This window comes from Paenibacillus sp. FSL E2-0177 (assembly GCF_037992975.1).
Lineage (GTDB): Bacteria > Bacillota > Bacilli > Paenibacillales > Paenibacillaceae > Paenibacillus_AQ > Paenibacillus_AQ odorifer.
The window spans coordinates 5416852-5430314 of sequence record NZ_CP150307.1 but is presented as its reverse complement, the minus strand read 5'-3'; the positions used below and the strand labels follow the sequence as shown (position 1 = coordinate 5430314).

The 13463-nt window shown below is 44.7% G+C and carries 14 protein-coding genes; 12 read left to right on the top strand and 2 right to left on the bottom strand.

What is annotated here, in order from left to right; genetic code table 11:
- The first annotated feature begins 130 nt into the window (after positions 1-130).
- The 3 genes from MHI25_RS24270 to MHI25_RS24260 all read left to right on the top strand — a co-directional run bounded on the left by MHI25_RS24270 (position 131) and on the right by MHI25_RS24260 (position 2874).
- Positions 131-670, top strand: a complete 540-nt coding sequence (locus MHI25_RS24270; RefSeq protein WP_076129686.1) for an RNA polymerase sigma factor — start codon at positions 131-133, stop codon at positions 668-670.
- Positions 667-1785: a hypothetical protein gene (locus tag MHI25_RS24265; protein WP_340394502.1), complete on the top strand. Its 1119-nt coding sequence runs from the start codon at positions 667-669 to the stop codon at positions 1783-1785. The genes MHI25_RS24270 and MHI25_RS24265 overlap by 4 nt, the downstream gene beginning before the upstream one ends.
- A gap of 72 nt (positions 1786-1857) precedes the next feature.
- Complete coding sequence (locus tag MHI25_RS24260) at positions 1858-2874, top strand: LacI family DNA-binding transcriptional regulator (protein WP_076179378.1); 1017 nt, start codon at positions 1858-1860, stop codon at positions 2872-2874.
- 471 nt (positions 2875-3345) lie between these two features.
- On the opposite strand, the gene MHI25_RS24255 is transcribed toward MHI25_RS24260, so the two are convergent.
- Positions 3346-4296 carry a sugar kinase gene (locus MHI25_RS24255; protein WP_076179379.1) on the bottom strand — a complete coding sequence of 317 codons (951 nt, stop codon included), beginning with the start codon at positions 4294-4296 and terminating at the stop codon, positions 3346-3348.
- 346 nt (positions 4297-4642) lie between these two features.
- Between MHI25_RS24255 and MHI25_RS24250 the strand changes: the two genes are divergently transcribed.
- The 6 genes from MHI25_RS24250 to MHI25_RS24225 all read left to right on the top strand — a co-directional run bounded on the left by MHI25_RS24250 (position 4643) and on the right by MHI25_RS24225 (position 9691).
- Positions 4643-5284, top strand: a complete 642-nt coding sequence (locus MHI25_RS24250) for a bifunctional 2-keto-4-hydroxyglutarate aldolase/2-keto-3-deoxy-6-phosphogluconate aldolase (protein ID WP_339188183.1) — start codon at positions 4643-4645, stop codon at positions 5282-5284.
- 238 nt (positions 5285-5522) lie between these two features.
- Positions 5523-5759: a hypothetical protein gene (locus MHI25_RS24245; protein ID WP_038572950.1), complete on the top strand. Its 237-nt coding sequence runs from the start codon at positions 5523-5525 to the stop codon at positions 5757-5759.
- Positions 5760-6067: 308 nt separating this feature from the next.
- On the top strand, positions 6068-6616 hold the full coding sequence (locus tag MHI25_RS24240; protein WP_036677530.1) for a sigma-70 family RNA polymerase sigma factor: 549 nt from the start codon (positions 6068-6070) through the stop codon (positions 6614-6616).
- Positions 6613-7869, top strand: coding sequence for a zf-HC2 domain-containing protein (locus MHI25_RS24235; RefSeq protein ID WP_340394501.1), 1257 nt, complete (start codon positions 6613-6615; stop codon positions 7867-7869). The genes MHI25_RS24240 and MHI25_RS24235 overlap by 4 nt, the downstream gene beginning before the upstream one ends.
- A gap of 276 nt (positions 7870-8145) precedes the next feature.
- A complete protein-coding gene (gene holA, locus MHI25_RS24230) occupies positions 8146-9165 on the top strand; it encodes a DNA polymerase III subunit delta (RefSeq protein WP_036677525.1) in 1020 nt (339 codons plus the stop codon).
- A gap of 37 nt (positions 9166-9202) precedes the next feature.
- Positions 9203-9691 (top strand): hypothetical protein, encoded by a 489-nt coding sequence (locus tag MHI25_RS24225; protein WP_076193273.1) that lies wholly within the window; start codon positions 9203-9205, stop codon positions 9689-9691.
- 149 nt (positions 9692-9840) lie between these two features.
- Here MHI25_RS24225 and rpsT read toward each other — a convergent pair whose 3' ends face one another.
- Positions 9841-10113, bottom strand: a complete 273-nt coding sequence (gene rpsT / locus MHI25_RS24220) for a 30S ribosomal protein S20 (protein ID WP_036677521.1) — start codon at positions 10111-10113, stop codon at positions 9841-9843.
- A 240-nt stretch (positions 10114-10353) separates the two neighbouring features.
- Here rpsT and gpr point away from each other — a divergent pair, with 240 nt between their 5' ends.
- The 3 genes from gpr to MHI25_RS24205 all read left to right on the top strand — a co-directional run bounded on the left by gpr (position 10354) and on the right by MHI25_RS24205 (position 13372).
- Positions 10354-11355 (top strand): GPR endopeptidase, encoded by a 1002-nt coding sequence (gene gpr / locus MHI25_RS24215; protein WP_036677518.1) that lies wholly within the window; start codon positions 10354-10356, stop codon positions 11353-11355.
- 156 nt (positions 11356-11511) lie between these two features.
- Positions 11512-12849 (top strand): stage II sporulation protein P, encoded by a 1338-nt coding sequence (locus MHI25_RS24210; RefSeq protein WP_076129693.1) that lies wholly within the window; start codon positions 11512-11514, stop codon positions 12847-12849.
- Between the two features lie 37 nt (positions 12850-12886).
- Positions 12887-13372: a hypothetical protein gene (locus MHI25_RS24205; RefSeq protein ID WP_076185487.1), complete on the top strand. Its 486-nt coding sequence runs from the start codon at positions 12887-12889 to the stop codon at positions 13370-13372.
- Positions 13373-13463 lie beyond the last annotated feature (91 nt).

The following is a 13463-nucleotide window of genomic DNA, read 5'->3' as shown; positions in this document are numbered from 1 at the left end:
TATCCACACACCACTAGTGAACGCTTAAACGTTCATCGGTGGTGTTTTTTAATAAATGACCTATTTTTTTATTTTAGAGGGAACTTTTTCAAGTTTGGAAAGTCTTATTAGGCAAGAGGTGAGGCGAAACATGCTAAGCGAAGATATACCATATACAGCAGCGTATGCGCCCGCAATGAGTTTGCGGGAAATGATGGAGGCGTATGGCTCGGATGTGTGGAATTATGCTTTTTTCTTAACTAGAAGTCGAGAGCAGGCAAATGATATCAGCCAAGAAGTGTTTTTGAAGGCGTACAAGAATGTTGGGAAATACCGGGGGCAATCTTCGATGAAAACCTGGCTGCTTACGATTACCAGAAATACGGCCTTCAGTTGGAGCAAAAATAGCTTTTGGCGCAGATTCATAGCTTTGGGTGATCAACCTACTGCTGTTAATGCACCTTCTGCGGAAAAAGAAGCCCTTGGCAATCAGTATGCGAACCGGATCTGGGAAATTATTATGACCCTTCCAGAGAAGAACAGAGAGGTGCTTGTGCTAGATATTCAACATGGATTATCCATTGCCGAAATGTCAGATTTGCTGAATGTAGCACAAGGAACCGTGAAATCTCGGCTCGCGCGGGCGAGAGAGAAGGTTAAAGAGGCTATCCAGAAGGAGGAGAGGGAATGAAACGCAACGCCGATGATAGTAATCCAGTGATGATCGGGCAGACGGATTGGTATGCGCAAGCAGGCAAAAATCCTTTCATTGAAGATGGTTTTACGCCTGAGTTAATGATGCGGATCGAACAGGCTGCTGCGAATAAAAGTTCAGCTTACAAACGTTATTGGATAAATAAAAATGTGGTGTTGACCAGTCTGGCTACGATTTTGTTGATAGGTGCGCTTACCTTCCCTATGGGCATATGGAAAAACACAGGGCCAATCCATTCGTCATCCGTTCAGTCACAAGGCGCAGGCATACTGCCTTCTTCTAGTCCTGCAACTAATGATAAAGCGATAGAGCCTCCGACAAGTCCAGTAGAATTTGAGATTAGCGGTAAGAAATACTACATGCCTTTGCCAATTAACAGAGATAAGAGTAAAGCGTATGCCGTTGAGACAACAGCGGGAATCCTTTGGTCGCCGCCACCCCCGATGGTGGACTACAAGAAGCCAAAGTACACACATCCTACAGAACCGTTCACTCTTTACCTGAGCTCGAAGGACCAGACGGAATTATCGGCTTCTTCAGCTACTAGGATTTATACTTTACCTCTTTTTGCAGGAGGGGCAAGTACTTATCAATATTTGAGTGGATTTTTTGGAGCGGGCGATTACGCTCTGCTATTTACCTATACGAAGACTATAGGTTCAGGCATTATGGAGAATGGTAGATTTTTTATTCTAAATGTTAAAAAAGCAGCGACAGGAGAATCAGTGGTACCGAAAGAGCTTACGTCCTTTGATTGGGAGCTATTAGAATATAAGTCAATAATCGCAGTGGATAAGGAGCATGACCAGATCGTATTTAGTTACCTAGAATACCCGGTAGATAAGACATACCAAGACAAAACAGTGCTTTATGATATGGAGACCTTAAGCATTCAAACACCTGCATCGACCATTGGATTTAGAGACATTAATGGACAATCGTTAACCATGGAATATGAGATGAATGGAGAACTTTATAAAGCTGATATTCTTACGAAAGGTGGACCAGGGTGGTTAGATGAAGATTGGGCATTTTTATCAGAAGAGCGACAAAATGAGCTGTATCAGGAATTTTACAGTCAGACTCCCTAGTAGATAAATCACTAAATAAAAGCTATACTTTTTGATAAAGTATTTTCTTTTGAGAAGAGTGGAGCCGAAGCGATGAAGAAGTTAACGATTGATGATGTGGCTCAAAAAGCGGGAGTTTCGAAAAGTACGGTCTCCCAATTTTTGAACAAACGTTTTAAATATATGAGCGAAGCGACGAAAAACCGGATTGAGGCCGTAATTGAGGAGCTTAATTATCAGCCAAATGGTCTGGCACGCAGTCTGAAGCAGAACCGGACGCATATGGTCGGGATCATCGTAGCTAATATTGACTACACGCTGTCAATCCAATGTATCCGGGCGATTGAGAATGAGCTGCAGCATCACGGAATCCAAGTGATCATATGCAACGCAGATGAGAATGCGGAGAAAGAAAGCAAATATGTAGAAACCTTAATCGCTCGTCAGGTGGATGGGCTGATTATTTTTCCTACAGGGAATAACCCGTCTGCCTATAGCAAGCTGGTAGAGGCTGATTTCCCGCTAGTCTTTATGGATCGTCTAGTAGATGGAATCACCACGCAGAGTCTATTGCTGGATAATGAAATGGCGGCAAAGATAGGCGTAGGGCAGCTAATTCAGCAAGGCCATGAGCGGATTGCTCTGGTGTCCCTCCCAATTGGGGAGCATGCGATTACTCCTCGCAAAGAGCGGATTAGTGGCTACAAAAAAGCGATGGAAGAAGCGGGCATAACGCTGCGTGAGGAGTATATTTGCAGTGTATCCAAAGAGGAATTAGCTTCGGGGCTGGAACACTTATTAGCACTGCCGGAGCCACCAACTGCACTGCTGGCTACGAACGACATCACACTAGCGGAAATTCTGAAATATGCGAATCGAAATGCCATCTCTATTCCAGAACAGTTGTCGGTCATCGGGATAGATGATGCGGAATTCGCGCAAATTTATAATCCGGTCATTACGACAATCCGTCAGCCTGCTTACGAGATGGGGATGCAGGCTGCCAAGATTATACTCTCTTGTATCGAGGATAAGGGAGCTTCTGTTCCAATTACATACCGTTTCCCGCCGACCTTGCAGCAAGGGCAGTCGGTGAAGTCTTACAAATAAGTTTGAACTATAAAAAGGGGAGTGCCCAGCAGCTATTTCTTAGCTTGCTGGGCACTCCCCCTTTTATTGGACCTAACTTTATCTAAACACTAAACTTGGGTTTGATTGGGTAATATTCTCGCGTAGGAAGTCACTATCGGACTCAGCTGACCTTATATGCGGTATAATCCCATATTTGGAGTACTATCGGACCCCATCGCAGCTATCGGCATGGAAAACATGCTAAATGCCCTTTTTCATAAGGAATAGTGTCACTGGAGTCCGAAACTACGCCGCAAAGGTGAAAAAATTGCAAATAGCGTCTTCTGGGTCCGAAAGCCCTGAGGTACGTGATTACACTGCTGAAGCATAGCAATAGCCATAGCATAGCAATAGCCATAGCATAGCAATAGCAGCCAATCAGCAACCCAAAAAGCAGAGCAGCGCTCCTCCAATAACGGAGAATCGCTGCTCTGTGTCTTTTTGCAATTATTAGACTTCTTGTTGCATAAACTTCGCAAGTTCCTCACGGGTGGGAAGTCCGTCCATATCGCCTGGCGACATGACGGCTAACGCACCGATCGCATTGCCGCGTTTGACGGCCTCAGCAATCGGAAGCTTTTCCAGCATCGCACTGATTACGCCAACCGCAAATCCATCACCTGCACCCACCGTATCAACAACCTGCTCCACCTTGAATCCGTCCACGTAACCTTCCCCAGCAGAGGATTTATAGTAAGCGCCTTCAGGGCCAAGCTTGATGACGACTAAGCTTACGCCACGCTCCAGGTAATAGTCTGCAATCTCTTCGGGTGTGCTCAGTCCGGTAAGGATTTTACCTTCACCGAGTCCCGGCAGGAACCAGTCGCAGCGTGTAGCCAGATCATTGATGGTACTCACCATTGTTTCTGTATCCGGCCATAAGCTGGGACGCAGATTAGGATCCAGAGAGATCGTCTTTCCTTTACTCTTCATAAATTCCATAGCGTGAATAGAAAATTCATGACAGCTCTTGGACAAAGCGGCGGAGATACTTGTAACATGCAGATGTCCTGCGGAGTTGAAGTAAGCCTCGTCGAAATCCTCCAGACTAAGCGTGGAGGCCGCGGAGTTTTTGCGGAAGTATTCGACCTTTGGATCGCCGGTAACCACTTTCGATTTGATAAGCATACCTGTTGAATACTCTTTAGTAAAAGTAATATTGTCCGTATTAATGTTCTCGTTCTTCATCGCCTGTGCAATGAATGTGCCAAAGTTATCTTCGCCAAGCTTCGTAACATAACCTGTAGGATGATTCAAACGCGACAAGCCTGTAGCCACGTTGCTTTCTGCACCTGCTAATGCTTTGGAGAACGAAAATACTTCATGCAGAGGACCGGCCTCATTCGCATAAAACATCGCCATCGGCTCCCCGAAAGTGACGGCATCCAGCTGTTTACTCATTTTTAGTTCCTCCTAGGGTAATGATTTTATCCCAGTATAATGATTTGTAATTTGAAATTATCACATAAATCGGTTTTGTACAATAAAAGAATAATTGTTAACCAAAAAACTTTTTTCGTAAAAAGAAAATAATGTTTCCATAAACCCTTGTTTTATAAAGGTTTTTCTTAGATTTTATTACTTATTTGCACCTGATGTAATAAAAATGTATTGACTGTTAATCGTATTGTTATTACTATTTCCTTATAGAACAAAACGCAATAATTAGTAAATTTAATAAAAAAGTTTATCTAAAAAAGTATTTCCTGTTTATCTATGATCGTACCAAGAGAAAGGGAGTCTACTGATGAAGAAAATGAAAGTATTGCAGAATGTGGCATCCGTCGGGGTTGTAGCGGTTATTCGAGCAGATAGTGCTGAGGAAGCTTTTAAGATGTCCGTTGCTTGTATAGAAGGCGGTCTAAATAATATTGAGGTAACTTTTACTACACCAGACGCGGATGTGGCGATTAAGAGATTGGTTGCTGAGTACGGAGGTCGTGCGGTGATTGGCGCCGGAACTGTCTTGGACCCCTTAACAGCTAGAATAGCCATTCTTGCAGGTTCAGAGTTTGTGGTTAGTCCCTCTTTTGAAGTGGAGACAGCTAAGATGTGTAATCTTTACGGCATTCCCTATATGCCTGGTTGCATGACATTAAATGAAATGAAGGAAGCGCTGAAGTACGGCGTGGATGTGCTTAAATTGTTCCCTGGCAGTGCTTTCGGGCCGGATTATGTAAAAGCGGTTAAAGGTCCTATGCCACATGTAAATATTATGCCGACCGGTGGCGTGGATTTGAACAATATGGAGAAGTGGATTGCAAACGGCTGCATGGCTGTGGGCATTGGGGGGAATTTGACTGCACCGGCGAAGAATGGCCGATACGATCAGATTACTGATCTTGCTGCCCAATATGTGGCGAAGTTTAAAGAGATAAAAGGGATTTAATGTATAGTTTGAACGGAGATTGAAATCCTGATTTGCGTTTTTATTTATAGGCTGTGTGGCTGACAGACGTTGGCCATGCAGCCTTTTTATGTTGATTTTCTTTGAGCTGTCAATATTCCTTTTATTCTATGCTTTTTAGAAAGTATAGAATCGGGATAAAGATAATAAACTATATAATAGAAGAGTAGTGATACATGGACTGAACGTCAGGATTTATTATCCAGCCGGGAGTGAGTATATGCCTGCTTATAATGATAAAAAGCTGTATCAAGCAGCGGATGAAGATGATGCTGAGTACGTAGAAATTGAGTCGGCATTCCATGGTTGTAAGGTGACGGAAGGGCAGATCTACAGATTAGAGCGCAATTACAATAACCCTCAATTATTTGAGAATGGAGAAGCCTATGTGGTGGATGATGAGACTAGGGAAAACTACGCGGTCTTCATGCTCTGCAAAATTGCGCTCTATAAATAGAGTTTCTTGCTCGATACCGGAGGGTAATATTTAAGACAGACGGTTTCATTTCCGACAAGGGGATAGGCCGTTTCTTTTGATGTCATTTTTGTTACTAAGATAGTGAAAAAGAGTATTTGAATGATTGTTGTTTCCCCTGTATGCTTAGTAGGAATTATTGGCTGTGCAATGCGGGATAGCGCGTTGTAACGGCTGGCTTAACATGACGTTCTAAGAAAAGTTTGGTATTCTAAAAATATTAATTACACGGTTGCAACAAATTCGCAGTCTTGCGCGTCAGTAAGATTGCATAGAGAGGGGGAACCTTCGTGGTGGAGCAGGGACTCATCAGAGCCGCTCAAGCGGGCGATCGCGACGCTCTAATCACCCTATTGCGAGAAATTGAAGGACATGTATATAAAACGGCCTTCTACATTTTGCATAATGAACAAGATGCGTTAGATGCATCTCAGGAAGCCTTGATCCGGGTTTATACAAAAATCGGCTCATATGAGGAGAAGGCCCAGTTCAAAACGTGGGTTCAGCGAATCGTCACTAACATTTGCATTGATAAATTCAGAAGAACTAAACCTACAGTTTCTATTGATGAACATGAAATGGTGTTTCAGGATAAACACAATGTGGAACGTGAGGTTCTATCCTCTTATTTAGCTGAGGATATACGCGAAGCGATTGATCAATTGCCCGAGCATCATCGGACAGTCATCGTCCTGCGCTATTTACAGGATTTTTCTTACAACGAGATTGCAGATTGTCTGGATTTGCCCTTGAATACAGTGAAATCATACTTATTTCGGGCTAGACAGCAACTGCAGAATAGACTTCAGGAGTACCAGAAAGGTGGTGTATCGGGATGAAATGCGCGGAGGTGATGGAATGGATGCACCGCTATTTAGACAAAGATTTGAGTCAAGATGAGATTGTTGAGATGTTCCGTCATATCGATAATTGTCCTTCCTGCGCGGAAGTCTTTGAGCGCCTGACACTTCTCTCCAATGAATTGGAGCAGTTGCCAGACGTGAAACCCCCGTTTAGTCTGGTTGACTCTATTTTACCTCAGCTTGCAGAATTGGATCGAAGCAGTCGTGAACAGAGTGCTGTGAGATCTGAGGAGCCGGTTGTTGTCCCATTTTCACGTGAAAGCTCCCGCGGTAAACCTTCCAAGGGAACCTCTATAGCAACACGGACAGGCATTGGAGCTATTGCAGCTGCCGTTCTATTAGGGATCGCAATATTTAATATGCCCGATAAAATGCCTGGGGCAGAAGTAGAACAAAGGATGCAGGATAGTGCTAAAACAGCCAGCGATGATACTAAGGATACAGCAATGGAATCACAAGCTTCTATTACTGCTAACTCTGATGGAGCTTCACCTGCAGCTGGTGGAGAGAACGAGGGCGCTGCGCAGTATAAGACGGATGCACCGGAGATGAACGAAGATAACGCCGCTTTAGATAGAGCGACGGGACCAGTGGACCCTACCTCGATGCCAAGTGCACCGGCGGATGCAGCTGATGCGGGAGCTGGAGCTGGAGGGCGTTCGATCACCGAACCGCCTCAAAGCGCAGATCCTAAGCCTACAGAGAAAATTGTTTCGCCAAAGCAGGATATCGCCACGAAATCTCATAATTCAGATTCTAGTAATGCCAGTAGCAATCAGCTAAAGGTGAATAATAAGGAGCAAACTGCTGATATGAATTCAGACAGCGCAGCTGATTCTGCTCCGCTGATGGAGGATTCTTTAAAGATTCCTTATGACTATGGACGGGAAGTTATGAGCTTAAGCAGTTCTGAAGATCCTAATGTGCAGACCTGGACTTCTCCTGATGGTCAGTATGCTATAGAATTTGTTGGGCTGCAGCTTGTGATTTATAAGAAGTCGCCAGAGGGCTCAGCGGAAGAACGGTTAGCCGTAAACTCTTATCCGCTAGAAGGAAATTGGATTTCTGGTGAATGGTCTGCGGACAGCTCGAAGTTTACGTACGTGACTGAAAAAGATGGTGTGAATGTAACCAAGGTGTACACTGTACAGGAAGCAGCTTCTTCAAGTCCGGCTGTATCCCCTGGGGCGACACCAACGAACACTCCAACCTCATCTTCAACAAATTAAAGTGGGGTTGGAACTTTTTTCGAAGTTTCTGAATATACTATATCAACAGGACAGGAACTAGAAAGTATAGGTTTTGCAGAACATCGGTATGACCGCCGGATGTGGAGTTTCTAGAGCTTCGCACTCCGTCGTTTATATAGATGCGCCGCTTAAACGGAGAGGCTTTGGCCATGGCTGCCAGAGTTTCTCCGTTTTTGCATGCATTTTTGTAGTTTTTTTTGCTACAATAGAACTCTGGACAAAATGGGCTAGATGAATGGAAAAGGAAGTGGCGGGATGGATGCCAAAACGGCGATAAAAGAAATCAAACAAGGGAAGATCTCACCGTTATATGTTTTATATGGCAGTGAGAAATTTCGAATGAATGAATTCACGGCACTGCTGGAAGAACAGCTGATTGCTAAAGAGGATCGTGATTTCGCAGTTATTCCCTTTGATCTCTCTGAGACGCCGGTGCAGGCTGTGGTAGAAGAAGCTGAGACTGTGCCATTTATGGTAGAACGTAAATTATTGCTGGTGCGGGATGCCTCGTTATTTACAGCGGGCAAAGAAAATGCCAAACTGGAGCATCGTATAGATCTTTTAAGTGACTATTTGCAGCATCCTGTAGACTTCAGTGTAATCGTCTTTATGGTGAATAATGATAAGCTGGATGAGCGTAAAAAAATTGTGAAGACTGTCAAATCAGTGGGCACAGTATTAGCCTTTAATCCGCTGGGAGCAGAAGAGCTGCTGCGCTGGGTGGAAAAAGGAATTCGTGAGCGGGGTTGTGTAATGGCACCTGGCACGGCAGAAATTCTTATAACGAATGCAGGCACAGGCTTGCAAGGTTTATCTGCAGAGATGGACAAGCTTTGTTTATTTGCTGGTAAGGGCGGCACAGTGGATGCGGGGGCCGTAGAGAGTCTGGTACACCGTGGTACAGAACAAAATGTGTTTACGCTTGTTGAGGATATCGCTAATCTGCGTCTTGATAAGGCGCTTGATACCTTATATGAGCTGCTGAAGCAGCGTGAGGAACCGATCAAGATCGCAGCGTTGGTTGCGCGGCAGTTCCGCATTATTTTGCAGGTTAAGGATTTATCAGCACATAGTTATTCGCAGGGACAGATTGCGTCACAGATCGGATTGCATCCATATGCGGTTAAGCTTGCTGGGGAGCAGGCCCATAAGTTCTCCAGTGAACGATTGCGGCAAATCTTAAGTGCATTGGCGGATCTGGATTATAAAATGAAAACAGGGGCTATAGACAAAGTGCTAGGGCTGGAGCTGTTCATGCTGCGTTTAGGTGTCTGAGCTAAGAAGGGGAAAAAGTATTGGAGATGATCTGACTATGAAAAGAATATTTCAATATTCGGCACTGCTGTTACTCGTTCTATTAATTAGTTCCTGTGGCAAAACGGATACTAATTCACCGTCAGGTTCAGCTTCTGAGTCGCCTGCGAATACGAATACCTCTGCAGATGCACCTTCTTATTTTGGGGAATGGAGTGTACAAGGTCTAGTAGGTTCTACACCTGTCTCGGCAGCGGAGGATGAAAAGCTTATTGGCATGCGGGTAACTTATTCGCAAGAAAAGGCATCTTTTGATAAAGATGAAATTATGAACCCTGAATATAAAGAAGAGAGCATTACAAAGGATGACTTTTTTAACGAATACAGAAATGAATTAAGCGACCTTGGCATCGAGACGGAATCGGTTAAGACGGTGTCTATAAATAATTGGACGAATCCCGGCAGCAGTTTTATTGTTAAAGACGATCAAACGATGATTTTTTTATGGGATGGTAACTATTATGAAATGAAAAAAGAGAATAAATAAATGAAAGAAGACCGCCTCTCTGAGGGGGTCTTCTTTCATTTAATAAACATCTCTTAAACACTACTTATTATTAATTAATAGACACAAAAAAACCTAACCGTATGAAGCATAGCGGTCAGGTTCTTCAATTGCTCATTATGAATGTCGTCTTAGGCTTGAGCCGTAAGAGCGTTCAATTTCTTCGCCAAGCGGGATTTTTTGCGGGCAGCCGCATTTTTATGAACCAGACCTTTACTTACGGCCTTGTCCAGCTTTTTGGAAGCAGCTAGGAAAGCAGCTTGAGCAGTTTCTACTTCCGTACCAGTCAGAGCTACATCAGCAGTTTTCACAGCTGTACGAAGCGCGGATTTTTGGGAAGCATTCAGTGCACGGCGTTTTTCGTTCGTGTTTACGCGTTTAACCGCGGATTTAATATTTGGCATTGCATTCACCTCCTGTAAGACATTCGAAATCATTATCAAATGATTCACAACTTAAAATAGTTTAGCATGACCGGTAGCAAAAAGCAATACTTAAAGCTTTCAAATTAAACCTCCGTATCCTGCATAAACATTGGCTTTCTCTCGCACACTATCGACAAAAGAGCATAGGCAGAAGCTTGCCAAATGAGGATGAACTCATGGAAGTGTATGCTTACAAAACTTTTAGGAGGCTGGTACACAATGGAACCGGATCTGCAGCTATATTCTGTGCGCACCGATTTGGCATTAGAGGCAAAGGAAATGGCTCAAGGCCCACAACGAACGCCGATCCCTGGTGTGAACGAAGAAGTGGAAGAGTCTGATGGGATTAAAGTGACCCGTCTTGGTGTAGCTAATGCTGCCGGATCACAGGCAATAGGACGCGCAATTGGTAACTATGTAACCCTTGAGGTACCCGCTCTGCGTGGCGGAGATACAGGCTTGCAGCAAAAGGTGGCAGAAGTTTTTGCCCGCGAATTTGAGGACTTTTTGATCAGAATTGGGATTGGCAAGGATGCATCTGTGTTGATTGTTGGTCTTGGTAACTGGAATGTTACACCGGATTCACTGGGTCCGTTGGTGGTGGAGAACTCACTCATTACGCGGCAGTTCTATGAGCTGGTTCCGGATCAGATCTCCCCTGGTTATCGTAAGGTGAGCGCTATTGCTCCTGGAGTGCTTGGGCTGACTGGGATTGAGTCGAGTGAAGTCGTGCAGGGAATCGTGGATCGGACGAAACCTGAGCTTATTATTGCCATAGATGCGTTGGCATCCCGGTCACTGGAGCGTATCAATACGACGATTCAAATTGCCGACATTGGGATCCATCCCGGTTCGGGGATTGGCAACAAGCGACGTGGATTAACCCAAGAAATTCTGGGTGTTCCTTGTATCGCAATCGGAGTGCCCACTGTCTGCTATGCCTCAACTATTGTAAATAATGTGCTGGAGATGATGAAAAATCACTTCGGGCAAGGAGCAAACCATACGAAGGAAATCATGGGGATGCTGGACGATATCTCTGAGCAGGAACGCTTGTCATTAGTGAAGGAAGTGCTTGAACCTCTGGGGCACGATTTGATTGTCACTCCCAAGGAAATCGATGAATTTATTGAAGGGATCGCGAATATTGTGGCCAGTGGTCTGAATGCGGCTTTACATGATGCGGTTGATCCTGAGAATGTTGGCGCGTATACCCACTAACTGAATTATGGTTTGTTTAGCCCGGCGGGATGCTGAATTAAGGTATCCTGTACGGGCTTTATGTCTATTCTCTCATTTTCGGTTCTAGTATTGCTCTTGCGCTCATAGATTTGGAGTATAAGAGATTACAGAGGGCTGGAGGAGGACATAACTACAATGAATAAAAAATGGTTTCAGCTTTGGAACATCGGCCGTTTAAGGGGAAAAATGCTGGATGTTTTATCGCTGGGGAGAACGATGCTGCTGTTGGCCGGAGGTTCACTAGTATTTTTTATGCTGCTTGGAGCCGGTGGATTGGCCGGACAGAAGCTTAGCTCTTCACCCATTCCTTCAATGAAGGGGCTTGCCGCCTCCCTGTCCAGTGGTTTTTTCATGGAGCTGCTGGGGATGGAGGTGCCGCATTTACCGCAGGGTAAAGAGCCTTCCGCTTTTTCAGGTGAAAAGGTAACTTCTTTCGTATTTCAGTTGCTAACCAGTGTGAATCCAGGTGACCCTAAGAGTCTAGTCTCTCGTGAAGTGCCGGGGATGGCGGCGGATGATCCATTTCTTTTGCGGAAAGGTTCAGGTGGATCTACAGGAGCACCAGTGGATTATCATCCTGGGACTGATGAACTGGCTGAGGGTGGTGAAGATGCAGAAACTTCTGTTCCGGACGAAGGGGACAAGCATGGAGATACTACAACACAGCAGCCTGAAGCGACGGTTGCACCATCCCCTGAACCATCAGCGGAGGAAGGGACGGATAAGAGTGATCCGCAAAGCGGCACAGACAGCACTAAGGATACCTCCATCAAACGGATTCTAATCTATCATTCACATCCTAGAGAGGCCTACAATCCTCTGTTAGGGGCAGCAAATGAAAATCCCAGCTCCGGAGTTTCAACTAAAAATGTAATGCTGGTAGGATCATATATTACGAAAAGACTGGAACAGCTCGGGATTGGTACGGTTCATGCCAAAGAAGATTTTCCAACCAAAATCACCGACTATAACTGGAACTTTTCCTATAAATATTCCCGGATCTTGGTTAAATCAGCACTCAGCGCAAATGAGGAAATGGATAGTTTTATCGACATTCACCGCGATTCGCAGCGTCATAGCAAAACAACAGCTGTTATTGACGGGAAAAGCTATGCACAGGTCTATTTTATCATTGGACATGCAAATAAAGACTGGAAGAAGAACGAAGAGTTTGCCAATAAGATTCATCAACAGCTTGAAAAGAATTACCCGGGAATATCTCGTGGGATATGGGGAAAAGCTGCGGGTAAAGGAAATAACGGGGAGTACAATCAGACCCTCTCTCCTAATAGTGTTTTGATTGAAGTGGGCGGAATTGATAATTCGGCTGAGGAATTAAAGCGTACGGCTGATATTTTGGCGGATGCTATCGCTGATGTTTACTGGAGCAGTCATGACGCTGAGAAGGTGAACGCACCTGAAAAAGTGGCGAATCCCACTACAACACCAAAGAAATCAAACGGAGCTTCTTAAAATAAATTACCAAGGATTAAAAAGGAGTGGTGTGTACATGTCGCGTTTCGGAAAAAAACTGGTTATGGTCGGGATTTGGGCAGGGATTGGCATCCTCTTAGGGATGCAGTTCGGCGGAAGTGGGGGGTCAACAGTCTCTAAGATTCTGCCCGGCTGGAATGCCAGCCCGACTACACCGACCAGTCAAGTAACAGGCATGCAGCCACAGCCACAATTGCAAAAGAATGGTGTGACACAGGGTGGGCAGACTTATGTATATGTGCCAATGGTGATCGATCCTGTCACAGGTGCTTATACGGCCGTCTCTCCTTTGCCTCAAAATAGCAATACAACGCCAGCCGCAGATCCTCCTCAACAAGTTGTGGATGATTATAGTACGAAATCTCCGGAGCAAATTCTAATTCCTGAGGAGCAAAAGCCTACAGTCGATGTTCTGGCAGATAAGACGGCAGGTCTCTTGCAGCAGGCTTCCCAGAAGGGAATCCGCTGGGTAGTTTCATTGTTCGCTTCGGCAGAAAATTAACAGCAAATTTAGAAGAAACGGTTATTTCACGGGATCGTGTATAGCTGTTTCTTTTGTTTTGGGCCAGCGCGGGATTGATGGAGTAAGCTTG

What these genes read in the sequence shown, in the direction of transcription:
- MHI25_RS24235 (WP_340394501.1), top strand. Translation starts at nt 6,613, where the DNA reads ATGAAATGCGCGGAGGTGATGGAATGGATGCACCGCTATTTAGACAAA.
- MHI25_RS24270 (WP_076129686.1), top strand. Translation starts at nt 131, where the DNA reads ATGCTAAGCGAAGATATACCATATACAGCAGCGTATGCGCCCGCAATG.
- MHI25_RS24265 (WP_340394502.1), top strand. Translation starts at nt 667, where the DNA reads ATGAAACGCAACGCCGATGATAGTAATCCAGTGATGATCGGGCAGACG.
- holA (WP_036677525.1), top strand. Translation starts at nt 8,146, where the DNA reads ATGGATGCCAAAACGGCGATAAAAGAAATCAAACAAGGGAAGATCTCA.
- MHI25_RS24205 (WP_076185487.1), top strand. Translation starts at nt 12,887, where the DNA reads ATGTCGCGTTTCGGAAAAAAACTGGTTATGGTCGGGATTTGGGCAGGG.
- rpsT (WP_036677521.1), bottom strand. Translation starts at nt 10,113, where the DNA reads ATGCCAAATATTAAATCCGCGGTTAAACGCGTAAACACGAACGAAAAA.
- gpr (WP_036677518.1), top strand. Translation starts at nt 10,354, where the DNA reads ATGGAACCGGATCTGCAGCTATATTCTGTGCGCACCGATTTGGCATTA.
- MHI25_RS24255 (WP_076179379.1), bottom strand. Translation starts at nt 4,296, where the DNA reads ATGAGTAAACAGCTGGATGCCGTCACTTTCGGGGAGCCGATGGCGATG.
- MHI25_RS24260 (WP_076179378.1), top strand. Translation starts at nt 1,858, where the DNA reads ATGAAGAAGTTAACGATTGATGATGTGGCTCAAAAAGCGGGAGTTTCG.
- MHI25_RS24225 (WP_076193273.1), top strand. Translation starts at nt 9,203, where the DNA reads ATGAAAAGAATATTTCAATATTCGGCACTGCTGTTACTCGTTCTATTA.
- MHI25_RS24250 (WP_339188183.1), top strand. Translation starts at nt 4,643, where the DNA reads ATGAAGAAAATGAAAGTATTGCAGAATGTGGCATCCGTCGGGGTTGTA.
- MHI25_RS24245 (WP_038572950.1), top strand. Translation starts at nt 5,523, where the DNA reads ATGCCTGCTTATAATGATAAAAAGCTGTATCAAGCAGCGGATGAAGAT.
- MHI25_RS24210 (WP_076129693.1), top strand. Translation starts at nt 11,512, where the DNA reads ATGAATAAAAAATGGTTTCAGCTTTGGAACATCGGCCGTTTAAGGGGA.